Source organism: Modestobacter muralis (assembly GCF_010682105.1).
In the GTDB taxonomy this organism is placed as follows: Bacteria; Actinomycetota; Actinomycetes; order Mycobacteriales; family Geodermatophilaceae; genus Modestobacter; species Modestobacter muralis.
Window position 1 is genome coordinate 47,965 of the sequence record NZ_JAAGWH010000007.1, and the last position, 23,539, is coordinate 71,503.

24 protein-coding genes are annotated in these 23,539 nt (G+C 74.2%); 16 read left to right on the forward strand and 8 right to left on the reverse strand.

Annotation, left to right across the window (positions count from 1 at the left end):
• Positions 1-55: 55 nt before the first annotated feature.
• The 7 genes from ku (at position 56) to GCU67_RS02290 (ending at position 7,138) form a co-directional block, all read left to right on the forward strand.
• Positions 56-1,045 carry a non-homologous end joining protein Ku gene (ku, locus tag GCU67_RS02260; protein ID WP_163609462.1) on the forward strand — a complete coding sequence of 330 codons (990 nt, stop codon included), beginning with the start codon at positions 56-58 and terminating at the stop codon, positions 1,043-1,045.
• Between the two features lie 4 nt (positions 1,046-1,049).
• Entirely contained in the window at positions 1,050-2,519 is a 1,470-nt protein-coding gene (gene ligD, locus GCU67_RS02265; RefSeq protein WP_163609463.1) for a non-homologous end-joining DNA ligase, read from the forward strand.
• Positions 2,520-2,550: 31 nt separating this feature from the next.
• Entirely contained in the window at positions 2,551-3,465 is a 915-nt protein-coding gene (gene ligD / locus GCU67_RS02270) for a non-homologous end-joining DNA ligase (RefSeq protein ID WP_163609464.1), read from the forward strand.
• A 116-nt stretch (positions 3,466-3,581) separates the two neighbouring features.
• Entirely contained in the window at positions 3,582-4,457 is an 876-nt protein-coding gene (gene purU / locus GCU67_RS02275; protein ID WP_163609465.1) for a formyltetrahydrofolate deformylase, read from the forward strand.
• 104 nt (positions 4,458-4,561) lie between these two features.
• Positions 4,562-5,032, forward strand: coding sequence for a Fur family transcriptional regulator (locus tag GCU67_RS02280; RefSeq protein ID WP_163609466.1), 471 nt, complete (start codon positions 4,562-4,564; stop codon positions 5,030-5,032).
• On the forward strand, positions 5,029-6,693 hold the full coding sequence (locus tag GCU67_RS02285; protein WP_163609467.1) for a catalase: 1,665 nt from the start codon (positions 5,029-5,031) through the stop codon (positions 6,691-6,693). Before GCU67_RS02280 ends, GCU67_RS02285 begins: the two co-directional genes overlap by 4 nt.
• A 94-nt stretch (positions 6,694-6,787) precedes the next feature.
• A complete protein-coding gene (locus GCU67_RS02290) occupies positions 6,788-7,138 on the forward strand; it encodes a nuclear transport factor 2 family protein (protein ID WP_163609468.1) in 351 nt (116 codons plus the stop codon).
• A 12-nt stretch (positions 7,139-7,150) separates the two neighbouring features.
• Here the strand turns inward: GCU67_RS02290 and GCU67_RS02295 are convergent, their stop codons facing one another.
• The gene (locus GCU67_RS02295) at positions 7,151-8,101 is read right to left on the reverse strand and encodes a proteasome assembly chaperone family protein (RefSeq protein ID WP_338104709.1); all 951 of its coding nucleotides are present in this window, start codon (positions 8,099-8,101) and stop codon (positions 7,151-7,153) included.
• Between the two features lie 46 nt (positions 8,102-8,147).
• Positions 8,148-9,533, reverse strand: coding sequence for an AI-2E family transporter (locus GCU67_RS02300; protein ID WP_170310994.1), 1,386 nt, complete (start codon positions 9,531-9,533; stop codon positions 8,148-8,150).
• Positions 9,534-9,629: 96 nt separating this feature from the next.
• On the opposite strand from GCU67_RS02300, the gene GCU67_RS02305 reads away from it, so the two are divergent.
• From GCU67_RS02305 to GCU67_RS02320, 4 genes are read left to right on the forward strand one after another with little or no spacing between them, the layout of a single operon-like run.
• A complete protein-coding gene (locus GCU67_RS02305; protein WP_163609471.1) occupies positions 9,630-10,094 on the forward strand; it encodes a PPOX class F420-dependent oxidoreductase in 465 nt (154 codons plus the stop codon).
• Positions 10,095-10,153: 59 nt separating this feature from the next.
• Entirely contained in the window at positions 10,154-10,738 is a 585-nt protein-coding gene (locus GCU67_RS02310; protein WP_163609472.1) for a hypothetical protein, read from the forward strand.
• Between the two features lie 7 nt (positions 10,739-10,745).
• Complete coding sequence (locus GCU67_RS02315) at positions 10,746-11,267, forward strand: hypothetical protein (RefSeq protein WP_163609473.1); 522 nt, start codon at positions 10,746-10,748, stop codon at positions 11,265-11,267.
• Between the two features lie 60 nt (positions 11,268-11,327).
• Positions 11,328-12,248 (forward strand): endonuclease domain-containing protein, encoded by a 921-nt coding sequence (locus tag GCU67_RS02320; RefSeq protein WP_163609474.1) that lies wholly within the window; start codon positions 11,328-11,330, stop codon positions 12,246-12,248.
• 40 nt (positions 12,249-12,288) lie between these two features.
• On the opposite strand, the gene GCU67_RS02325 is transcribed toward GCU67_RS02320, so the two are convergent.
• Positions 12,289-13,833, reverse strand: a complete 1,545-nt coding sequence (locus GCU67_RS02325; protein ID WP_163609475.1) for a helix-turn-helix domain-containing protein — start codon at positions 13,831-13,833, stop codon at positions 12,289-12,291.
• Positions 13,834-13,907: 74 nt separating this feature from the next.
• Between GCU67_RS02325 and GCU67_RS02330 the strand changes: the two genes are divergently transcribed.
• The 4 genes from GCU67_RS02330 (at position 13,908) to GCU67_RS02345 (ending at position 16,075) form a co-directional block, all read left to right on the forward strand.
• A complete protein-coding gene (locus GCU67_RS02330; protein WP_163609476.1) occupies positions 13,908-14,126 on the forward strand; it encodes a hypothetical protein in 219 nt (72 codons plus the stop codon).
• 75 nt (positions 14,127-14,201) lie between these two features.
• Entirely contained in the window at positions 14,202-14,750 is a 549-nt protein-coding gene (locus tag GCU67_RS02335; RefSeq protein ID WP_163609477.1) for a hypothetical protein, read from the forward strand.
• Between the two features lie 76 nt (positions 14,751-14,826).
• Positions 14,827-15,579: a dienelactone hydrolase family protein gene (locus tag GCU67_RS02340; protein WP_163609478.1), complete on the forward strand. Its 753-nt coding sequence runs from the start codon at positions 14,827-14,829 to the stop codon at positions 15,577-15,579.
• 64 nt (positions 15,580-15,643) lie between these two features.
• On the forward strand, positions 15,644-16,075 hold the full coding sequence (locus GCU67_RS02345; protein WP_338104710.1) for an ankyrin repeat domain-containing protein: 432 nt from the start codon (positions 15,644-15,646) through the stop codon (positions 16,073-16,075).
• A gap of 8 nt (positions 16,076-16,083) precedes the next feature.
• Here GCU67_RS02345 and GCU67_RS02350 read toward each other — a convergent pair whose 3' ends face one another.
• Positions 16,084-17,556: an MFS transporter gene (locus tag GCU67_RS02350; protein ID WP_338104711.1), complete on the reverse strand. Its 1,473-nt coding sequence runs from the start codon at positions 17,554-17,556 to the stop codon at positions 16,084-16,086.
• Between the two features lie 140 nt (positions 17,557-17,696).
• Here GCU67_RS02350 and GCU67_RS02355 point away from each other — a divergent pair, with 140 nt between their 5' ends.
• Entirely contained in the window at positions 17,697-19,004 is a 1,308-nt protein-coding gene (locus GCU67_RS02355; protein ID WP_163609479.1) for an alpha-amylase family glycosyl hydrolase, read from the forward strand.
• A 38-nt stretch (positions 19,005-19,042) separates the two neighbouring features.
• Here the strand turns inward: GCU67_RS02355 and GCU67_RS02360 are convergent, their stop codons facing one another.
• Genes GCU67_RS02360 through folD form a run of 4 tightly spaced genes read right to left on the reverse strand, consistent with a single transcriptional unit; the run spans position 19,043 to position 23,515 of the window.
• Entirely contained in the window at positions 19,043-20,530 is a 1,488-nt protein-coding gene (locus tag GCU67_RS02360) for an aldehyde dehydrogenase family protein (protein ID WP_163609480.1), read from the reverse strand.
• Positions 20,527-21,483: a dihydropteroate synthase gene (gene folP / locus GCU67_RS02365; RefSeq protein ID WP_338104712.1), complete on the reverse strand. Its 957-nt coding sequence runs from the start codon at positions 21,481-21,483 to the stop codon at positions 20,527-20,529. The genes GCU67_RS02360 and folP overlap by 4 nt, the downstream gene beginning before the upstream one ends.
• Complete coding sequence (gene pabB / locus GCU67_RS02370) at positions 21,480-22,655, reverse strand: aminodeoxychorismate synthase component I (RefSeq protein ID WP_163609481.1); 1,176 nt, start codon at positions 22,653-22,655, stop codon at positions 21,480-21,482. The genes folP and pabB overlap by 4 nt, the downstream gene beginning before the upstream one ends.
• The gene (gene folD, locus GCU67_RS02375; RefSeq protein WP_163609482.1) at positions 22,652-23,515 is read right to left on the reverse strand and encodes a bifunctional methylenetetrahydrofolate dehydrogenase/methenyltetrahydrofolate cyclohydrolase FolD; all 864 of its coding nucleotides are present in this window, start codon (positions 23,513-23,515) and stop codon (positions 22,652-22,654) included. Before folD ends, pabB begins: the two co-directional genes overlap by 4 nt.
• Positions 23,516-23,539: the final 24 nt, after the last annotated feature.

Genomic DNA, 23,539 nt, shown 5'->3' on the forward strand with positions numbered 1-23,539 from the left:
TCGGATCTCGTCGAGACGACGGGGTCCTGAGGACCCCGCGGACAGGAGGTGGGACGTGCGGTCCATCTGGCGTGGCGCGGTCTCCTTCGGCCTGGTCTCCATCGCGGTGAAGCTGTACTCGGCCACCGAGGACCACGACATCCGCTTCCACCAGGTGCACAAGACCGACGGCGGGCGGGTCAAGTACCAGCGGGTCTGCTCCGTCGACGGCGAGACCGTCGAGTTCAACGACATCGGCAAGGGCTACGAGCTGCCCGACGGGCAGCTGGTCGTGCTGACCGACGCCGACTTCGACGAGCTCCCGCTGGTCACCACCCGGGAGATCGAGGTGCTGCAGTTCGTCGACCAGGCCCAGATCGACCCGATCCACTTCGAGAAGACCTACTACCTGGAGCCCGACGGCGTCGCGACGCGGCCCTACGTGCTGCTGCGCACCGCGCTGGAGAACGCCGGCCAGGTGGCGATCACCAAGATCGCGATCCGGCAGCGCGAGTCGCTGGCCGCATTGCGGGTGCGCGAGGGCGTCCTGGTGCTGCACACGATGCGCTGGCCCGACGAGATCCGCCGTCCCGGCTTCGCCTTCCTCGACGAGGAGGTCGCCGTCAAGCCGCAGGAGCTGGCGATGGCCGAGTCGCTGATCTCCACGATGGCCGGCGACTTCGACCCCACCGCGTTCACCGACGACTACCGCGAGGCCATGCAGGCGCTGCTGGAGGCCAAGCAGTCCGGCGGTGAGGTCCAGGCCGCCCCCGAGGCCGCTGACACCGGTGGTGGCGCGGTCGTCGACCTGATGAGCGCGCTGCGCCGCAGCGTCGAGCGCGCCGGCGGCTCCGCCCCCGCGCCGGCCGCGGACGACGACACCGACGACGGCGCGACCGACGCCCCGCCCGCCAAGCCGGCGAAGAAGGCCGCTGCCAGGAAGGCCGCCCCCGCCAAGGCCCCCGCCAAGCGCGCCCCGGCGAAGAAGGCCGCCGCTGCGGCGGAGCCGGCCGAGGAGCCCGCGAAGCCGGCCAAGCGCGCGCCCCGGGCCCGCAAGACCGCCTGACCCGGTGGCCGCCGCCGATCCGCTGGCCACCTACCGGGCCAGGCGGGACCCGACCCGCACCGCCGAGCCGGTCCCGCCCGCCGGTCAGCCGCTGCCCCGGGGCGAGGACGACACGTTCGTCGTCCACGAGCACCACACGCCGCGCGGCCGCACGGGCGAGCGCGTGCACTGGGACCTGCGGCTGGAGCGCGACGGGGTGCTGAAGAGCTGGGCGGTGCCCAAGGGCCCGCCGCTGGAGCCCGGGCTCAACCGGCTCGCCGTGCCCACCGAGGACCACCCGCTGGAGTACGCCTCCTTCTCCGGCGCCATCCCGGCCGGGGAGTACGGCGGGGGAGTGTCGACCATCTGGGACGCCGGCCGCTACGCCACCGAGAAGTGGACCGACGACCACGTCACCGTCGCCTTCGACGGCTCCCGGCTGACCGGCCGGTACCTGCTGTTCCGGCTGCCCGACGGCAGCTGGAACCTGCGCCGGCTGGACCCCGACCCGGTGACGGCGGCCCCGGTCGCCGACGGCGTGCCCGAGGACATGCCGCCGATGCTGGCCGCGATCGGTCAGCTGCCGCCGGCCGACGACCCGCGCTGGGGCTACGAGTTCAAGTGGGACGGCGTGCGCGCCCTGGCGCACGTGCGGTCGGGCCGGCTGCGGCTGCGGGCGCGCAGCGGCAACGACGTCACCGCCACCTACCCCGAGCTGCACGCGCTGCCGGCGGTGCTCGCCGGGCGCGACGCGGTCCTCGACGGCGAGGTCGTGGCGCTGGACGCCGCGGGCCGGCCGGACTTCGGGCTGTTGCAGGGCCGCATGCACCGCACCGGGCCCGAGGTCGCGCGGATGGCCGCCGCGGCACCGGTCAGCTACTTGGTGTTCGACCTGCTCGCGCTGGACGGCGAGAGCCTGCTCGACCTGCCCTGGACCGAGCGCCGCGCGCGGCTGGACGCCCTGGACCTGGCCGGGGGGCGCTGGACCACCACCCCCTGGTTCGTCGGCAACGGCGACCAGGTGCAGGCGGCGAGCCGGGAGAACGGGCTGGAGGGCGTGGTCGCCAAGCGGCTGGACTCCGCCTACCGGCCCGGCGGGCGGGGCCCGGACTGGCGCAAGGTGAAGAACCTGCGCACCCAGTCCGTCGTCGTCGGCGGCTGGCGTCCCGGCGCCGGGCGGCGGGCCGGCGGCATCGGCTCGCTGCTGCTGGGCGTGCACGACGACACCGGCCGGCTGGTGTTCGCCGGGCACGTGGGCACCGGGTTCACCGCGCGGGCGCTGGCCGACCTCGAACCGCTGCTGACCGCGCGGCCGACGTCCCCGTTCGCCGACGCGCTCCCGCGCGAGGTCACCCGCGACGCGCACTGGGTGGAGCCGACGCTGGTCGGGGAGGTCGCGTTCGGCGAGTGGACGCGGGAGGGGCGGCTGCGGCACCCCGCGTGGCGCGGGCTGCGCGACGACCTCGACCCGGACGACGTGGTGGTGGAGCCGTGAGCGGGCCGACGAGCGCCGGCGAGGAGGTCGCGTGAGGCAGCGGGTGCACATCGACGGGCGCGAGCTCGAGGTGTCCAACCTGGACAAGGTGCTCTTCCCCGAGGTCGGGTTCACCAAGGCCCAGGTCATCGACTACTACGTGCGGATCGCGCCGGTGCTGCTGCCGCACGTCGCGCACCGGCCGGTCACCTTCACCCGGTGGCCGAACGGGGTGGACGGGCAGGCGTTTTTCGAGAAGAACAACGCCCGGCACTCCCCGCCGTGGGTGCACACCGTGACCGTGCCCTCGCCCGGCTCGACCAAGGGCCGGGAGACGCTGGAGATGGTGCTGCTGACTGCTGTCCCGGACCTGGTCTGGTCGGCGAACCTGGCCGCGCTGGAGGTGCACGTCCCGCAGTGGCAGGTGGGCGCGCACGGGAGCGCGGAGCTGCCCGACCTGCTGGTGCTCGACCTCGACCCGGGCCCCGGCACCAGCGTCGTGGAGTGCGCGCAGTTGGCGCACCGGCTGCGGGAGCGGCTGGTCGACGACGGCCTGGACCCGGTGGTGAAGACCTCGGGCTCCAAGGGGCTGCAGGTCTACGCCCCGATCACCTGCGCCGACGCCGACCACCCCAGCCGGTACGCGAAGGCGCTGGCCCAGCAGCTGAGCGCGGAGACCCCCGAGCACGTGGTGTGGCGGATGGAGAAGGCGCTGCGGCCGGGCAAGGTGCTGCTGGACTGGAGCCAGAACAACACCTCGAAGACGACGGTCGCGCCGTACTCGCTGCGGGCGCGGCCGCTGGCCACCGTCTCCACGCCGCTGCGCTGGGCCGAGGTCGACGCGCTGCGCGAGGATGGCGACCCGGAGTCGGTCCGCTTCCGCACCGACGACGTGCTGGCCAGGGTCGAGGCCCACGGGGACCTGTTCGACGTCTCCGCCCGCCGGCGCGCCCCGCTGCCGGTCTGACGCGCCCACATGCGCGTTCTCGTGGCCTCCCGGGCCAGGAGGCCACGAGGACGCAGATGTCAGCAGTCGGTCGTGGCCGTGCGGCGGGCGCGGCCGGTTCTGCGACGATCTCGCGCATGTCAGCGCCCTCGGATGCCCGCCTCGCCGACGTCGGACGGCTCGTCGTCCGCTGCCCCGACCGGCCGGGGATCGTCGCCGTCCTGTCCCGGCTGATGGCCGACGCCGGCGCCAACATCACCGAGTCCCAGCAGCACTCCTCCGACCCGGTCGGCGGCACGTTCACGCTGCGGCTGGAGTTCGTGCTGGCCGACCTGGCCACCCGGCGGCTGCAGCTGGAGGCGGCGCTGGCCGGGCTGGCGGGGGAGTGGCAGTTCACCTGGCGGCTCACCGAGGCGGCGCGCAAGCCGCGGCTGGCGGTGTTCGTGTCCACGGCCGACCACGTGCTGCAGGAGCTGCTCTACCGGGTCGGCTCCGGCGACCTGCGCGCCGAGGTCGCCGCCGTCGTCTCCAACCACCTCGACCTCGAGCCGGTCGCCCGCGCCGCCGGGGTGCCCTTCCACCACGTGCCGGTCACCCCCGCGACCAAGGACGCCGCCGAGGCCCGCGCACTGGAGCTGGTCGGGGACGTCGACCTGGTCGTGCTGGCCCGCTACATGCAGATCGTCTCCGCCGACTTCTGCAGCCGGTTCCCCGAGCGGTTGATCAACATCCACCACAGCTTCCTGCCGGCCTTCGTCGGCGCGAACCCCTACCGGGCCGCGCACGACCGGGGGGTGAAGCTGATCGGGGCGACCGCGCACTACGTCACCGCAGAGCTCGACGCCGGCCCGATCATCGAGCAGGAGGTCGCCCGCGTCGACCACCGCGCCACGGTCGAGGACATGCGCCGCATCGGCCGCTACGTCGAGCGCCAGGTGCTCGCCCAGGCGGTGACCTGGCACGTGGAGGACCGCGTCATCGTCGAGGGCGACCGCACCATCGTCTTCGCCTGAGGCCCGTCCCGGCCCCCTGCAGGGCCCCGCCGCGAGCCTGCGAGTGGTGGGGGGCAGGGGGTCCTTAAGTTGACTCACTCAAGACAACACGGTTGAGTGGGCGCATGGAGACGGCCTGGGACGACCAGCTGCGGACGGCGGGGCTGCGCGTGACGCGGCCCCGGTTGTCCGTGCTGGGCGTGCTCGCCGAGCACCCGCACGTCGACGCGGACACCATCGCCACCGCGGCGCGGGCCGTGCACCCCTCGATCTCGCCGCAGGCGGTCTACGGGGTGCTCAAGGCGCTGGTCGGGGCGGGCATGGCCCGGCGGATCGAACCGGCCGGCGGAACCGCGCGCTACGAGCTGCGGGTCGGTGACAACCACCACCACCTGGTCTGCCGGGGGTGCGGTGTCATCGCCGACGTCGACTGCGTCGTGGGGGCGGCCCCGTGCCTGGCCCCCTCGGACGCGGCGGGCTTCGCCGTCGACGAGGCCGAGGTCGTCTTCTGGGGACTCTGCGCCGACTGTCAGGTCGCGCGCAGGCAGCACAGCAACGCAACCAGCACGGCAACCGGAGAGGGAGTCCGATCATGACCGACGTCGCATCGCAGGGCCCGGCCGCCAGTGAGGCGAGCCGGCCGATCCTGACCAACCGTCAGGGCCACCCGGTCTACGACAACCAGAACTCGCGGACGGTGGGCTCGCGCGGCCCGGCGACCCTGGAGAACTACCAGTTCCTGGAGAAGATCAGCCACTTCGACCGCGAGCGCATCCCCGAGCGCGTCGTCCACGCCCGTGGCTTCGTGGCCTACGGCGAGTTCGAGGCCACCGGCACCTGGGGTGACGAGCCGATCGAGCGCTACACCCGGGCCAAGCTGTTCAACGCCCCGGGCAAGAAGACGCCGCTGGCCATCCGCTTCTCCACCGTCATCGGCGGCCGGGACTCCTCCGAGGCGGCGCGTGACCCGCGCGGCTTCGCGGTGAAGTTCTACACCGAGGACGGCAACTGGGACATCGTCGGCAACAACCTCGCGGTGTTCTTCATCCGCGACGCGATCAAGTTCCCCGACGTCATCCACTCCCTGAAGCCCGACCCGATCACCTTCCGCCAGGAGCCGGCCCGGATCTTCGACTTCATGTCGCAGACGCCCGAGGCCATGCACATGCTGGTCAACCTGTTCTCCCCGCGTGGCATCCCCGCCGACTACCGGCACATGCAGGGCTTCGGCGTGAACACCTACAAGTGGGTCAACGCCGCGGGTGAGACCAAGCTGGTCAAGTACCACTGGCTGCCCAAGCAGGGCGTCAAGAGCCTGACCGACGCCGACGCCGCGGTGATCCAGGGCGGCGACCTCGGGCACGCCTCCAAGGACCTCTTCGAGGCCATCGAGCGCGGCGACTTCCCGCAGTGGGACCTCTACGTCCAGCTGATGGACGACCACGACCACCCCGAGCTGGACTTCGACCCCCTCGACGACACCAAGGTGTGGCCGGAGAACGAGTTCGAGCCCAAGCTGGTCGGCACGATGACGCTGAACCGCAACGTCGACGACCACCACAACGAGAACGAGCAGAGCGCGTTCGGTACCGGCGTCCTCGTCGACGGGATGGACTTCTCCGACGACAAGATGCTGGTCGGCCGCACGTTCTCCTACTCCGACGCGCAGCGCTACCGGGTGGGCCCGAACTACCTGCAGCTGCCGGTCAACTCGGCCAAGAACGCGGTCGTGCAGACCAACCAGCGCGGCGGGCAGATGTCCTTCGGCGTCGACCTCGCACCCGGCCAGAACCCGCACGTCAACTACGAGCCGTCCATCACCGGCGGCCTGCGTGAGGCCCAGTACCCCACGCACGACGAGCAGGGCCCGGAGATCACCGGCCGGCTGACCCGCAAGCGGATCGAGCGGACGAACGACTACACGCAGGCCGGTCAGCGCTACCAGCTGATGGAGCAGTGGGAGAAGGACGACCTGGTCGCCAACTTCGTCACGCTCATCGGTCAGGCCGTCCCCGAGGTGCAGCAGCGGATGGTGTGGCACTTCCTCATGTGCGACGACGAGCTGGGTGCCCGCGTCGGTGAGGGCCTGGGCATCAGCGCCGACGACGTCCGTGGCCTGGAGCCCCTCCAGACCCAGACGCTGTCGGAGGAGGAGCTGCAGCGTGCGGCGAACCTGGGCAAGAACGGCCCCCGGGACGTCACCGGCCTGACGATGACGCACACCGTGCCCAACGAGCGCGTCGTCCTCGCGAAGTGACCCACCGGGGCTGACGCCCCGACCGCACCACCTGCGGGCCACGACCGATCCGGTCGTGGCCCGCAGTGCTGTCCGGGGTCGCTACGGTGCTGGCGTGGACGGCGTCACGCAGCTGTACGAGGCGATCAACGCCCGGGACGTCGACGGCCTGGCCGGGCTGCTGAGCCTCGACGTCGACTGGCCCGAGCCGATGGGCGGTGGGCGCCTGCGCGGGCGGGACGCAGTGCGGGACCACTGGCGGGACCAGTGGGCGGTGCTGGACGTGGCGATGCGGCCCCGGCGGGTCCGCGCGCTGCCCGACGGGCGGGTCGAGGTGCTCGTCGGGCAGGTCGTCCGGGACGCCGACGGCGACCTGCTGGGCGGGGCGACCGTCCTGCACACCCACACGCTCACCGGGGACCTGATCGCCCGGATGGACGTCGGGGACCCGCTCGGCGCGCTCTGAGGGGGGAGCGCCTCAGTCGGTGGGGCGGTCGTCCTGCTCGGCGAGGAACTGCTCGATCTGCGCGCCCAGCTCGTCACCGCTGGGCATCTGCCCGCTGAAGCCGAGCAGGCCGGTCTCCTCGCGGGAGGCGGTGAAGTCGTCGAACTGCTGCTCGAGGGCGGCCACGACGGCGGTGTTCTCGCTGGACCGGGCGATCTGCTCGTCGACCTCGGTGCGGTTGGCCTCGGCGGCCTCGCGCAGCGTCTCGGTCGGCACGTGCAGCCCGGTCAGCTCCGCCAGGTGCTCGAGCAGGGTGAGCGAGGCCGCGGGGTAGGTGGCTTGGGCCAGGTAGTGCGGGACGTGCGCGCCGATGCCGAGCGCGTCCACGCCGGCCTGGCCGAGCCGCATCTCCAGCAGGGCGCCGACGCTGCCGGGCACCCGCATCTCGCCCCAGTAGACCGGGTAGGACTCGATCAGCTGGCGGCGGGTGGCGTGCGCGGTCACGGTCACCGGGCGGGTGTGCGGGACCGGCATCGGGAAGGCGTGCAGGGCGACCACGGAGGTCACCCCGAGCCGGTCGACCAGGCCGATGACCGCGGCGACGAAGCGCTCCCAGGCGAAGTCCGGCTCGGCGCCGTGCAGCAGCAGGAACGGCGTCCCGGCGTCGTCCTCAAGGGCGTAGAGCGCGATCTCGGGGGAGACGATCGACTCGTAGCGGTCGCCGGAGAAGACGATCCGCGGCCGGTGGCCGCGGTAGTCGACCAGGGCGTCGGCGTCGAAGCGGGCGATGACCTCGTTGGGCAGGGCGTCGAGCAGGTGCGCGCCGGCGAGCGCGCCGGCATGGGCGGCGTCGAACTCGCCGGCCAGGTCGTGGACGAGCACGAGCCCGCGCCGCTGCTCGGGTGAGCCGACCGACGCCTCACGGATGAGGAACGGCTCGGCCGGGGGGAGGACCTCGACGAGGTCCTCCGGTCGCTGCGGCACGGGTGCTCCTCCTGGGTCGACTGCCTCCGGGTCGGGTGGAGGCCTGTCAGCGGTGAAGGCGCAGCCGGCGCGCGGCATTCCCGATGAGCCCGACCCGGTGCCCGTCGGCGGTGGTGCCGGCGTCCTCGGCGCCCTCGGAGTCGGGGTTCACCATCGGCGCGGTGTCCACCTTCTCCGCCTTGCGGCGCACCAGCTGGGCACCGGAGGAGTCGCCGGCCAGCTGCTGGCTGGTGCCGTCGGCGGCCACCTCGGGGGACAGGCCGTCGAGCTGGTCGCGGCCGTAGCGGTAGAAGACGGCGATCAGCGCGGCGACCGGCACCGACAGGAAGGCGCCGATGATGCCGAACATGCTGCTGCCGGCGGTGACCGCGAGGATGACCACCGCGGCGTGCAGGTTGAGCCCGCGGCCCTGCAGGATCGGCTGGAGCACGTTGCCCTCCAGCTGCTGGACCAGCACGACGATGCCCAGCACGATCAGCGCCTTGGTGAGCCCGACGCTGACCAGCGCGATGAGCACCGCGAACGCCCCGGCGGCGAAGGCACCGATGATCGGGATGAAGGCGCCGAAGAAGGTCAGCACGGTCAGCGGCAGCACCAGCGGCACGCCCAGGACCAGCAGGCCCAGGCCGATGAAGAACGCGTCGACGAACCCGACCAGCGCCTGCGACTTGATGAACTCCGACAGGGTCGCCCACGTCTTCACCGACAGCGCGGCCACGTGCGGGGCGGCGCGCGGGCCGGTCTGCGCGGCCAGCCACGGCACCCACTTGGGCCCGTCCTTGAGGAAGAAGAAGGTGAGCAGCAGCGCGAGGATCAGGTTGAGGACGATGTTGCCGACCGTGGCGGCGGTGGAGGCCGCGTACGAGGCGATCTGGGTGGCGTTGCTCTGCACCCGGTCGATCAGCGCCTGGACGGCGTTGCCGACCTGGTCGTCGTCGAGGTTGAACGGCGGGCCGGCGAGGTAGCCCTGCACCTCCTGCAGGCCGCCGCTGAACTGGTTGGCGACCTCCTCGACCTGGCTCACCACCTGCGGGACGATCACGGCGAAGATGCCGCCGATGACGGCGAGGAAGCCCAGCAGCACGGTCGCGGCGGCGAGCGCCGGCGGCCAGGAGTGCGAGCGCAGGAACCGGGTGAGCGGCCACAGCACGGTGGTGAACAACAGCCCCAGGACCACGGGGAGCAGGACGACCCACATGATGCTGAAGACCCGGCCCAGGATCACCAGGGCGATGACGATCAGGATCAGCTGGGCCGAGCCGATGGCCACGCCGCGGGTGGCCGCCTGCAGGCGGCGGGTGCGGTCGGGGCCCGGCGCGGGGGCCCTCGTGCCGACCGAGTTCGGGTCGTCGCCGGCGGGGCCGGTGCTCGTCGCTCCGCTGCCCCCGGTACCGGTGGTGTCGGTGGGGTCGGCGGAACGGTCGTCGGGCATGGACAGATCCCAACACATCCCGCGCCCGCGCACTCGTCGATCGGGCGAGGTCACACCCGCGAGGCCGCTGTCGTACCCGCGTCGTAGGTTGCCCCCATGCCGAAGACCGCCACCGCCGACCGCGTCGAGCGCGACGAGCTGCTCGCCTTCCTCCGCCCCCGGCACAAGGCCCTGCTGATGACCCGTCGCGGCGACGGGACCCCGCAGCTGTCCCCGGTGACCTGTGGTGTCGACGAGGCCGGCCGGGTGGTCGTCTCGACGTACCCGCAGCGGGCCAAGGTGGTCAACGCCCGGCGCGACCCGCGGGTGTCGATGTGCGTGCTGTCCGACGACTTCGACGGCCCCTGGGTGCAGGTCGACGGCACGGCCGAGGTGCTCGACCTGCCCGACTCCGTCGAGCCGCTGGTCGACTACTTCCGGGCCATCAGCGGTGAACACCCCGACTGGGACGAGTACCGGGCGGCGATGGTCCGCCAGGGCAAGTCGCTGCTGCGGGTGACCATCGAGCGCTGGGGGCCGGTCGCCACCGGTGGCTTTCCGCCCCAGCTCACCGGCGCCTGACCGCGACCCGCCAAGGCCAGGTCCTTGCATTCCGCGTTGCAAGCTGCTGGACTTGCGGGGTGCCCTTCGTGCTGACGATCGACCAGCGGGGGAGTCGCCGTGCCCCCGACCGGGTGCCCGGTGCGCTCGCCGTGCTCTCCGGCGTGCCCACGGTGCTGCGCTTCGAGCGCACCGCGGGCGATGAGTTCCAGGGCGTGCTGGACGACGCCGCGGCGGTCGTCGAGGCTGTCCGACGGCTGGTCCGGGACGGTGACTGGAGCATCGGCATCGGCGCCGGCCCGGTGCAGACGCCGCTGCCCAGCAGCACCCGGGCCGGCGCCGGTCCGGCCTTCCTCGCCGCCCGGGCGGCGGTGGAGGCGGCCAAGAAGCGTCCGGTGCGGATCGCCGTCCGGGGGGTGGTCGGTGAGCCCGCCGGCGACGCCCAGGCGGTGCTGACCGCGCTGGCCGCCCTGCTCGAGCGGCGCAGCGTCCAGGCCTGGGAGGCCATCGCGCACGTCGAGGCCGGCCGGACCCAGGTCGAGGCCGCGGCCGAGCTCGGGGTCACCCGGCAGGCGGTCGGCCAGCGGCTGGCCGCGGGGAGCTGGGAGATCGAGCGCGACCTGCGGCCGGTGGCCACCCGGCTGCTCGCCCGGGCAGCGGGGTGAGCGGCCGGTGAGCATCGCCGTGCTCGTCCTGCTCGCCGTGGTCACCGTCGCGGGTGCGGTGCTGACCCCGCGCAGCGACCGCCGGCGCAGCCCGGCCGGGGCGCTGTTCCTGGTGTCGGTGCTGGCGGTGGCCGCCGCGCTGGCGTGGCGCACCGGCCGGCTCAGCGACGCTGTCGAGACCGCCGGCGTGGTGCTCGCGGTCACCGCGGCCGCCCTCGGTGGCGGGCCGGTCACCACCGCGGTGCTGCGCGCCGCCGACCCCGACCGTGGGCCGGACCGGCGGCGGGCCTCGGACCCCGAGGTGCTGCGCGGGGGCACCTGGATCGGCGTCCTCGAGCGCACGGCCGTGGCCGCGGTCGTGCTGGCCCAGTACAAGGAGGGCCTGCCGGTGCTGGTCGCGGTCAAGGGCCTGGGCCGCTTCAACGAGCTCAAGGCCCCGGTCGCCGCCGAGCGCTTCATCATCGGCACCCTCGCCAGCGGCCTCTGGGCCCTCGCCTGCGTCGGCGTCAGCGTCCTCCTCCACTCCTGACCGCTCCAGCCGGGGCCATGTTCGCGAACATGGCCCCTGGCCGGGGCCATGTTCGCGAACATGGCCCTCCTGCCTGTGGACGGCGGCGGTGCGGTCGGCGCCGGTTCCGGCAGGCTCGCCCGGGTGTCCGCGCGACTGCTCCCCGGGGTGTTCATCGGCAGCCAGGCGATCGCCGAGGGGCTGATCACCCGCCGGCAGTTGCGCGCCCGGAGCTACCGGCGACTGGTCCACGGCGTCTACGCCGATCCGGGACTCGTGCACGACCACCGGCTCCGCTGCCGGGGGGTGGCCCTGCTGTTGCCGGCCGGGTGCGTCCTGGGCGGTCACTCCGCCGCCGCCTGGCCCGGCGCCCCGTTCGCCGGCGCCCACGACCCGGTCACGGTGCTCCGGCCGCCGTCCACGCCCTGGGCCGGACCACAGGGGACACGGGTGCACCAGGCCGACCTCGCGCCAGAGGACGTGGAGTGGCGCGACGACGTGCCGGTCACGTGTGCGTCTCGGACCGCCTGGGACGTCGCCGCCCAGGAGTCGCTGGGGACCGCCGTCGCGGCCGTCGATGCGATGGTGCGCAGCGGGAGCGTCACCTTCGCCGAGCTGACCGCGCGGGTCGACCGGGGGGCGGCGCGCAAGGGCGTCGTCCGGTTCCGCAGGGTGCTGACGCTGGTGGACCCGCGCGCCGAGTCGGCACCCGAGTCCCGGGTCCGGGTCGCACTGACGATGGCCGGGCTGGTGCCCGTCCCGCAGTTCGAGGTCCGGGCCGGCGGGCGCTTCCTGGGCCGGGTCGACCTCGCCTTCCCGGGGGCGCGGGTGGCCGTGGAGTACGAGGGCGCCCACCACTTCGAGGGGACCCAGATCGAGCGGGACGACGTCCGCATCGCCGGTCTGGAGAGCGCCGGCTGGCTGGTGGTCCGGCTCAGCGCCGCCGATCTGCGCGACCTGGACGGCGTGGTCGCGCGCGTGCGTGCAGCGCTCGTCCGGTGACCTCCCGGGGGCCATGTTCGCCAACATGGCCCCCCAGGGGTCAGTCGGTGAAGACCTCGATTTGGGCGCCCATCTCGACGAGGCGCTCGTAGAGCTGTTCGTAGCCGCGGGCGATGATGTCGACGTTGCGCAGCACCGAGTCGCCCTTGGCGGCCAGCATCGCCAGCAGGATGACCACCGCGGGCCGCAGCGCCGGCGGGCAGACGATCTCCGCCCCCGACCAGCGGGTGGGCCCGTTGACCAGCACGCGGTGCGGGTCGAGCAGCCGGACGTCGGCGCCGAGGCGGGTCAGGTCGGACAGGTGGATGGCCCGGTTGTCGTAGACCCAGTCGTGGATGACGGTCTCGCCGGTCGCGGTGGCCGCGATGACGGCGAAGAACGGCAGGTTGTCGATGTTCAGCCCCGGGAACGGCATCGGGTGGATCTTGTCGATCGGCGCCCGCAGCTGCGAGGGGTGGATGGTGACGTCGACGAGCCGGGTGCGGCCGTTGTCGGCGGCGTACTCCGCGGACAGGTCGTACTGCAGCCCCATCTCGGTGAGCGTGGCCAGCTCGATCTCCAGGAACTCGATCGGCGCCCGGCGCACGGTCAGCTCCGAGCCGGTCACGATGCCGGCGGTCAGCAGGCTCATCGCCTCGACCGGGTCCTCGGAGATCGTGTAGTCGACGTCGGCGTCGAGCACCGGTGAGCCGGTGACCACCAGGGTCGTCGTCCCGAAGCCGGAGATGCCCACGCCCAGCTTCTCCAGGTACAGGCACAGGTCCTGGACCATGTAGTTCGGGCTGGCGTTGCGGATGGTGGTCGTCCCGTCGTGGCGGGCGGCGGCCAGCAGCGCGTTCTCGGTGACCGTGTCGCCGCGCTCGGTCAGCACGATGGAGCGGTCGCGGGACTCCGGGCGGTGCACCGTCGCGTGGTACTCCCCGGCGTGCGCCTCGATCTGCAGACCGAAGTGCCGCAGCGCGATCATGTGCGGCTCGATCGTGCGGGTGCCCAGGTCGCAGCCGCCGGCGTAGGGCAGCTCGAAGTGCTCGGCGCGGTGCAGCAGCGGGCCCAGGAACATGATGATGCTGCGGGTCCGGCGGGCGGCGTCGGCGTCGATGGCGGTCAGGTCCAGCTGCTCGGGGACGACGAGGGTCAGGTCGCGGCCGGCGGCGTCCCAGGTGGCGGAGACCCCGATCGAGGTGAGGACGTCGAGGATGCGGTCGACCTCGACGATCCGGGAGACGTTGCGCAGCGTGGTGCGGCCGCGGTTGAGCAGCGAGGCGCACAGCAGGGCGACCGCGGCGTTCTTCGACGACTTCACCGTCACGCTGCCCGACAGCGGCAGGCCGCCGCTGACCCGCAGGTGGGTCGGGCCGGAGCGGCCCACGGTGATCAGCTCGCTGTCCAGCGCCGCCGACAGCCGGCCGAGCAGCTCCAGGGTCAGGTTCTGGTTGCCCTGCTCGATCCGGGCGATGGCGCTCTGGCTGGTGCCGAGGCGCTCGGCGAGCTGGGACTGGGTCAGGCCGTGGTGGCGCCGCGCGTCGCGGACCAAGGTGCCGATCTGGCGCAGGGACTGACCGGTCGCTTCTTCGGTGATCGTCATCGCGGCGAAGGATATCTCACAGATGAGATCAACACGGGCTGCGCGGAGACGACTGCGTACGGGCACCATGCGGCATGGGCATCGTCTGGGCGGTCGTCGGGGTGGTGGTCCTGCTGGTCCTGGTCGGAGCCTGGCGGATGGACCGGGCGGTGCAGCGCCGCGGTTCGCGGGCGTCCCACCACTCCGACCTCTGGTACGAGGTGCGGGAGAGCCGCCGGGACGTCGATGCCATGAACCCGTGCTCCAGTGACAGCTCCTGGACCAGCTGGAGCCGGCGCAACCAGCGCAGATGATCTCCCGGTGCCCCCTGCAGGCGTGCAGGGGATGATGTCCCGGCCGACTCCGGCACCACCCGCGAGGAGCCCCTGATGTCCCAGACCCCGGCACCGACCGGCGCCGTCGCCCACCCCGAGCTGCTGGCCGTGTACCTCAACGACCACATCGCCTCCGCAGCCGGCGGGATCGAGCTGGTCACCCGGATGATCGGGGCCAACCGGGGCAACCAGCACGAGGCGGGCCTGCGGCAGCTGCTGGACGAGCTGCGCCAGGAGAAGACCGACCTGGCGACGATCGCCGCCGCCCTCGCCCTGCCGGTGCGGCAGTACAAGCAGGTCGCGGTGTGGATCGCGGAGAAGGCCAGCCGGCTCAAGCTCAACGGCCACGTGCTGACCCGGTCGCCGCTGTCCGGGCTGGTCGAGTTCGAGTTCCTCGCCTCGGCGGTGCGCGGCAAGCGCAGCGGCTTCGAGACCCTGCGGATCGCCGCGACCGTCGACCCCCGGATCGACCCGGTGCTCGTCGAGTCGCTGATCAACCAGGCGCACCGGCAGTACCTGTGGCTGACCGAGGCCCGCCGCGAGGTGGCCGCCGGCATCTTCGGCGGCGACCCCGACGTCGTCGCCGACACCACCGAGGCCTGACCCGGGGCCGGCCCGGAGCCTACCCACCCGGTGCCCGGCCGCGCGGACGGCGCGGTCCGCAGGTAGACACCTGTCCATGTGCCACGACCACGACAGCCGCCCGCCCGCACCGCCCCGCACCGGGGACGTCGCCGAGCGCGGCACCCTCGAGCTGACCGCCGCCGACGGCACCCAGCTGTCCGCCGCCTACGCCGCCCCGGCGGCCCCGGCGACCGCCGGGGTCGTGATCCTGCCCGACATCCGCGGGCTGCACCCCTACTACGTGGCGCTGGCCGAGCGGTTCGCCCAGGCCGGCGTCCCCGCGGTGGCGCTGGACTACTTCGGCCGCACCGCGGGCCTGGCCGAGACCGGCACCCGCGAGGACGACTTCGACTGGCAGGCGCACATCCCGCAGACCACGCCCGAGGGCATCGACGCCGACACCGCCGCCGGCATCGAGTACCTGCGCAGCCGCACCCGCCCGGACCTGCCGGTGGTCACGGTGGGCTTCTGCTTCGGCGGCAGCCACGCCTGGCGGCAGTCCGGCGCCGACCTGGACCTGGCCGGCAGCGCCGGGTTCTACGGCCGGCCGAGCCTGGTCGGGGACGCCGCGAGCGCGGCACGCCGGCCGGTCGTGATGCTGATCGCCGGTGCCGACACCGCCACCCCGGTCGCCGACCAGCTGGAGCTGGCGGCCACCATGCGCGCCGCCGGCGCCGAGGTCGACGACGTCGTCTACGACGGGGCGCCGCACTCCTTCTTCGACCGCGCGTTCGGCGAGTGGGCCGAGGCCTGCGACGACGCCTGGCGCCACGTGCTCGCGCTCACCGACCGGGTCGCCGTCCGCTGACCGCCGCCCGCCCCCGTCCGCACGGGTGGGGGCGGGCCGCCCGGGCGCACCTAGGCTGGTCGGCGTGAGCGAGCAGCAGGGGCAGGGACCCGCCGGGCAGCAGGAGCCCATCGAGCAGGGCGTGCTCGACCTCGCCGTCCGGGTGTTCGGGCTGGCCCGGGCCGGAGAGGCCGAGGAGCTGGCCGCCTACGTCGACGCCGGGGTGCCGGCAGACCTGACCAACGAGAAGGGCGACACCCTGCTGATCCTGGCCGCCTACCACGGTCACGCGGGGACGGTCACCGCGCTGCTCGAGCGCGGCGCGGACCACGGCCGGTACAACGACCGCGGCCAGACGCCGCTGGCGGCCGCGGTCTTCAAGCAGTCCGCCGACTCCGTGCGCGCGCTGTTGGCCGCCGGGGCCGACCCCGACGCCGGCCAGCCCAGCGCCCGTGCGACGGCCGCCTTCTTCGACCTGCCGGTGATGACCGCCCTGCTGGAGGGCCACCCGGCCTGACCGGAGGGTCAGCGGGCGGCCGGGCCGTGCGGTGCGGCGGCCGCATCGGCCGACGCGGACGCCGGGACCTCCGGCTGCGCCGGTCGCCGTGCGGTGGTGGGCAGCACCGCGGTGAGCAGGCCGACCGCGACGCAGGCCCCGACGCCGATCCAGCCGATGGTGGTGTAGCCGCTGCCGGCCGGGAACGCGGACCCGTCGGGGGTGGCGGCCTCCAGCACGGTGGCGCTGAGCGCGCTGCCGAGGGAGAAACCGACGTAGCGCAGCACCTGGTTGAGGCTCATCGCGCTGCCGGTCTCGCTCTTCGGCACGGCGCGCACGATCAGCCCGGGCAGCGCGGCGAACATGGTGCCGACCCCCAGGCCCACGACGGTGCTCGCCAGGAACAGCTGCCACAGCTCGTCGCGCAGCAGGGCGAACAGCAGCTGCCCCGCGCCGAGCACCAGCGCGGCCAGGGGCAGCACCACACGCGGTCCGTGCGACCGGTCCAGCCGCGCCGCGATCCGGCTGGCGGAGAAGCTGGCCAGGGAGAACGGCAGCAGGACCAGCCCGGCGACCACGATCGAGGTGCCGAAGCCGCCGGCGGCCACCGGCTCCTGAGCCAGCCGTGGCACCGAGGACAGCAGCAGGTAGTTGGACAGTCCGGCCAGCAGCGCCGTGCCGTGCGCGCTGGCGGCGTCGCGGCCGCGGGCCAGCCGCAGGTCGACCAGCGGAGCCGGCGCGCGCAGCTGCCAGACCACCCAGCAGGCCAGCGCGACCGCCGCCACCGCGGCCAGGCCGAGCACCGCCGGCGACGTCCAGCCCCAGCTCTCCCCCTCGGCCAGCGCGAGCAGTGCGGTGGCCAGCCCCGTGCCGAGCAGTGCGGCACCCAGGAGGTCGAGCCGGCGCGGCGGGACGTCGCCCGACGGCGGGTAGACCACCGCCGCCGCCACGAGCGCGACCGCGCTCGCAGCGGCGCCGAACCAGAAGGCGGCGTGGATCCCGCCGAGCTCGGCGATCGCCCCGGTCAGCGGGTAGCCCAGGCCCACCCCGGCGGCGACGGTGACCGACAGCGCGGCGACGGTGGTCCGGGAGCGCTCAACACTCAGCGCCGTCCGGGCGGTGGCGATGGCCAGCGGGGTGAGCCCCATCCCGACGCCCTGCAGCCCGCGCCCGGCGATCAGCCAGCCGAGCCCGAGCGGCAGCGCGGCGAGCACGCTGCCGGCCAGCACCACGGCCAGGACGACGAGCACCACGGTGCGCCGGTGCCGGCCGTCGCCGAGCCGGCCGATCACCGGGGTGGCCACCGCGCCGACCAGCAGCGCGATCGTCAGCGACCACTGGGCATCGGTCACCGAGACGCCGTTGGCCTCGGCGATCGCGGGGACCAGCGGTGCGCCCAGGCTGCTGATGACCGCCACCAACATCGCCAGGAAGACCAGCACCGGGACCAGCGCGGTCGGCGGCCCGGGGGAGAGGTTGCGCTGTGCATCGACCGGTGTCACGCCCACGACGCTAACCCGCGTCGTGCCGGGTGCCGACCGATGTCCGCGAGGTCACCGGCGGCGGTCCTCCGGGGACGGGGGAGGGAGTCCGGTGACGTAGCGTCAGCCGCTCTGCTGGGCCTCGATCGCAGGAGACGTGGATGCCGGACTGGGTGCAGGACGCGGTGTGGTGGCACGTCTACCCGCTGGGCTTCGTCGGGGCGGAGAAGGAGGCCACCGAGGAGGTGACCTCCCGGCTGCACCGGATCACCGACTGGCTGGACTACGCCGTCGAGCTGGGCGCCAACGGCCTGGCGCTCGGCCCGGTGTTCGCCTCCAGCACGCACGGCTACGACACCGTCGACCACGGCCGGATCGACCCGCGGCTCGGGGACGACGCGGACTTCGACGAGCTGGTCGACGAGGCGCACGACCGCGGCCTGCGGGTGCTGCTCGACGGCGTCTTCAACCACGTCGGCCGCGAGCACCCGGCGTTCCGGGCCGTCGTCGAGCGCGGGTCCGACGCCCCGTCCGCCGCGTGGTTCCGGCTGCGCTGGCCCGCGGACTGGCAGCCCGGCGTGGTGCCCGGCTACGACACCTTCGAGGGCCACGACCAGCTCGTCGCACTCGACCACTCCGCACCCGTGGTCGCCGACTGGGTCGCGGAGGTGATGACCCACTGGCTCGACCGCGGCGCCGACGGGTGGCGCCTGGACGCCGCCTACGCCGTCCCGCCGTCGTTCTGGGCGACCGTGCTGCCGCGGGTGCGCGAGGCCCACCCCGAGGCCTACGTCGTCGGCGAGGTCATCCACGGCGACTACGCCCGCATCGTCACCGAGTCGGGGATGGACGCGGTCACCCAGTACGAGCTGTGGAAGGCCGTCTGGAGCTCGCTCAACGACGGCAACCTGCACGAGCTGGCGCACGCCCTCGGCCGGCACGACGGCTTCCTCGACACGTTCGTGCCGCTGACCTTCCTCGGCAACCACGACGTCACCCGGATCGCCAGCCGGCTCACCGATCTCCGACACCTGCCGCACGCTCTCGCCGTGCTGTTCACCGTGGGCGGCACGCCGTCGGTCTACGCCGGTGACGAGCAGGCCTTCACCGGCGTCAAGGAGGACCGGGCCGGCGGGGACGACGCGGTGCGGCCGCCCTTCCCGGAGACCCCGGCCGGGCTCGCCCCGTTCGGGGAGCCGACGTTCCGGCTGCACCAGGAGCTGATCGGGCTGCGCCGCCGGCACCGCTGGCTGCACACCGCCCGCACGACGGTGCTCCACCGGGACAACCGGCAGCTCAGCTACGAGGTGACCGGCGACGGCGAGCGGCTGGTGGTGGCGCTCAACCTGGCCGACACCCCGGCCACGCTGCCCGCCGTCGGCGCCGGTGAGGTGCTCGCCGGCGCCGGCACGGTGCAGCGCGACGCCGTCCGGCTGGACGCCCACGGCTGGGCGGTCCTGGCCGGCTGAGCCCCGGGGGGCTGGCTCCCGCCCCCCGGGCACCGGGATCAGGCCGTCGGCCCGGCCGGCGTCAGGTGCGCGATCGACCGGGTGTCCTGGAAGGCGCGAACTCCCTGGATGCCCTGCTCGCGGCCCATGCCCGACTGCTTCATGCCGCCGAAGGGCGCGCGCAGGTCCAGCCGGGTGGCGCCGTGGTCGTTGACCCAGACGTACCCGCACTGCAGCTGCCCGCCGAGCCGGGCGGCTGCGGCGGTGTCGGCCGACCACACCGAGCCGCACAGCCCGCCCCAGGTGTCGTTGGCCAGCCGGACCGCCTCGTCGTCGTCGTCGTAGGGGAGCACCGGGATCACCGGGCCGAACTGCTCCAGGGTGACGACCCGCAGCGACGGGTCGGGGTCGACCACGATCGCCGGGCGCAGGAAGTTGCCCTCGGCGAACTCGCCGGCGGGCAGCTCGCCGAACTCCAGCACCGTCGCGCCGGAGGCCCGGGCCTCCTCGATGATCTCGGCGACGAACGCCTTCTGCGCGGGCTGGTGCAGCGGCCCCATCGTCGTCCCCTCGGCCAGCCCGTGACCCAGGACGACCCGCTCCAGCCGCGCCGACAGCCCGGCCACCAGCTCCTCCATCCGCGAGCGGTGCACGTACAGCCGCTTGGCGGCCATGCAGATCTGGCCGGTCGTGTCGAAGATCCCGGCGTACAGCCGGTCGAGGTGCTCGTCGTCGAGGACGGCGTCCGCGCGGATGATCGCCGCGTCGTTGCCGCCCAGCTCCAGGGTGACCCGGGTGAGGTTGCGGGAGGCCATCTCCATCATCTTCTTGCCGCCGTTGACGCTGCCGGTGAAGCAGATCTTGGCCACCTGCGGGTTGTCGATCAGCCCGGCCATCTCGCTGTCCCGGCCGGTGACGACGTTGAGCACGCCCGGGGGCAGCTGCTCGGCGACCCGCTGCACCAGCCGCGTCGTCGCCAGCGGGGTCGACGGCGGGGGCTTGACGATGGCGGTGTTGCCCGCCAGCAGCGCGTGCGGGAGCGCCGCGCCCAGGATCGCGATCGGCCAGTTGAACGGCACGATGAGCGTCACCACGCCGAGCGGCTGGTGGGTCACGGTGGTCTCCACCGGGATGCCCGGGGCCGGGGCGAGCACGGTGGCCTGCTCCACCTCCTCGGCCAGGGACAGCGCGAGCTGCCAGCGGATCTCGAACACCAGCGCGTCGACCCAGGCCTCGTGCACGATCTTGCCGTTCTCCAGCGACAGCACCCGGGCGTCCTCGTCGCGCTCGTCGGCGATCCCGGCGATGGCGGCGGCCATGGCCGCCGCGCGCTCGGTGGCGGGCAGCGCCGACCAGGCGGGGAAGGCCGCCGAGGCCGCCGCGACGGCGTCGTCGACGTCCTGTGCGGTCGCCGCGGCCGCGGTGCCGACGACGACGCCCGGGCGGGCCGGGTCGACGACCTCGAGCACGTCGTCCGTGGACCGCGACCGTCCTCCGATGTAGAGCCCTGTCGTCACCGGGGCCGTCGTGCTCAGCGTGTCCGTCATGCGGATCGCCACCTCTCTGTGTCGTCCGTGCTCGTCCGGGGGACACGAGGCTCCCCGGGTCGGCGCTCGTGCGCCAGGTCTCGGTACGGGGTGAGTTCCGACTGCGGGGCCGCGGCGGCGACCGCGGCGAGGACCCGGACCGCGTCGGCGCTGCCGGCCACGTCGTGCACGCGGACGCCCCAGGCGCCGGCCGAGGCGGCGAGCACCGTGGTGGCCAGCGTGGCGCTGTCGCGCTCCAGCGGGGTGCGGGTGCGCCCGTCCGCGGCGGTGAGCACCGCGCCGAGGAAGCGCTTGCGGGAGGCACCCACCAGCACCGGCAGGCCCAGGCCGGTGACCGCCTCCAGGCCGGCCAGCAGCGCGAGGTCGTGCTCGGGCCGCTTGGCGAACCCCAGGCCGGGGTCGACGACCACGCGCCCGGCGTCCACCCCCGCCGCGAGGGCCGCGTCGACCCGCCGGCACAGCGCGTGCCGCACGTCGGCGACCACGTCCCGGTAGCCCGCCCGGGCGTCCATGTCGCGGCTGTCGCCCCGGCGGTGCATGAGCACCCAGGGGACGCCGGCGTCGGCGACGACCGCGGCCATCGCCGGGTCCGCCAGGCCACCGCTGACGTCGTTGACCAGCACCGCACCGGCGGCCAGGGCGGCGGCGGCCACCTGCGACCGGGTGGTGTCGACGCTGACGGCGACCCCGGTGCGGGCCAGCTCGGTCACCACGGGCAGCACCCGGTGGAGCTCTTCCTCGGCGGCCACCCGGTCGGCCCCGGGGCGGGTGGACTCCCCACCGACGTCGACGTAGTCGGCCCCGGCGGCGACCATGCCCAGGCCGTGCGCGACGGCGGCGTCGACGGTGTCGTGCCGGCCGCCGTCGGAGAACGAGTCCGGCGTGACGTTGAGGACCCCCATCACCACGCAGCGGCCGGGCCGGGCGAGCTCGGCCCTGCCGCGCGCGGTCACCGGCCCCCCACCGGGGCGGGCTCCCGGTGCCCGGTCACGTCGTGGGTCAGCACGGCGGCCTTAGTCAGCAGCTCGGCCCGCTCCGCCGGGGCCTGCGACCCCCAGGTGATCCCGCCGCCGGCTCCGTACACGGCCGCGCCGGTGCTGCGGTCGACCACGGCGGTCCGGATGGCGACGGAGAATCGGGCGCGGACGGGCGCCGTCGGGGGCCCGACCAGGCCCACGGCACCGCAGTAGACGCCCCGCGGCGTGGGCTCCAGCTCCCCGATCAGCTGCATGGTGCGGCGCTTGGGTGCGCCGGTGACCGACCCGCACGGGAAGAGCGCGCCGAACAGCTCCAGCAGCCCGGTGCCCGGCCGGGTGCGGGCGCTCACCTGCGAGGTCAGCTGCCAGACGGTCGGGTAGCGCTCCAGGGTGAACAGCTCGTCGACCACGACGCTGCCGACCTCGGCCACCCGGCCCAGGTCGTTGCGCAGCAGGTCGACGATCATCAGGTTCTCGGCCCGCTCCTTCTCGCTGGCGAGCAGCCGGCGGCTGTGCTCCTGGTCCTCGGCGGGCGTGCGGCCGCGGGGTGCGGTGCCCTTCATCGGCCGGGTCCGCACCACGTCGCCGGTCCACTCGAAGAGCAGCTCCGGGCTGGCGCTGGCCACGACGTGCCGGCCGAGGTCGAGGTAGGCGTTGTGGGCGCCCTGCTGGGCCAGGGCGAGCCGGGCGTACAGCTGCTCGACGTCGCCGGGGACGGTGGAGCGCAACCGGTCGGTGAGGTTGCACTGGTAGGTCTCGCCGGCGGCGATGTGCGCCCGGACGACGCCCACCGCCCGGGCGTGCTCGGCGTCGGTCCAGTCCGGGCGCCACGGCCCGGGCTGCGGTCCGGTGCCCGCCGGCGGGGCCGGCGGCGCGACCGGGGCAGGCGCGCCGCACAGCCCGAACCACACCAGCGGCAGCTCCCCGGGTCCGGCCGGGGCGCCGGGCAGCAGCGGGTCCAGCCCGGACGCCGCCTCGTAGCCGACGTAGCCGAAGGCCCAGCTGCCGGCCTCGGTCGCGTCGTGGACCTCCTGCAGGACGCCGACGACCCCGGCCGGGTCCACCGCGGTGAGCACCCGGGACGGCGGTGGGCAGCGCAGCGACACCCCCGTGGACAGGTCGTCGAACCGCGCCCACGGGGCGGTCATCGGCTCGGGCGGCCCTGCTGGACCGTGGCGGCGGTGAGGGTGTTGGCCAGCAGCATGGCGATCGTCATCGGCCCGACCCCGCCGGGCACCGGCGTGACCGCCCCCGCCACCGCGGCGACCGCGTCGAGGTCGACGTCCCCGCGCAGGCCCTGCTCGGTGCGGTGGATGCCGACGTCGATGACGGTCGCGCCGGGCTTGACCGCGTCGGCCCCGACCAGCCCCGGGATGCCGGCGGCGACCACGAGCACGTCGGCGCGCCGGCAGACCGCGGCCAGGTCGCGGGTGCGGGAGTGGGCGATGGTCACCGTGGCGTCCGCGGCCAGCAGCAGCTGCGCCATCGGCCGGCCGACCAGCACCGAACGGCCGACCACCACCGCCTCCGCGCCGGACAGCGCGACGTCCTGGTCGGCCAGCAGCGCCATGACGCCGGCCGGGGTGCACGGCCGCAGCCCCGGCCGGCCCTGGGCGAGCAGCCCGGCGTTGGCCGTGCTCAGCCCGTCGACGTCCTTCTCCGCCGGGATGTGGCTCAGCAGCGCCTCGGAGTCCAGGTGAGCGGGAACGGGCAGCTGCAGCAGGATGCCCGACACCTCCGGGTCGGCGGCGAGCTCGTCGAGCAGCGCGGCGACGGTGGCCTGGTCGACGTCCCCGGGCAGGTGCCGGTGCAGGTCGGCCATCCCCGCCTCGGTGCACAGCCGGCGCTTGTTGCGGACGTATACCTCCGAGGCGGGGTCGTCGCCGATGAGCACCGTGGCCAGCCCCGGGGCGGTCCCGCCGCCGGCCACGAGCTCGGCCACCCGGCGTCCGACGTCGGCCCGCACCGCGCGCGCCACGGCGGTGCCGTCGATCAGCCGTGCGGTCACCGGGTCTCCCTCCACCGGTCGGGG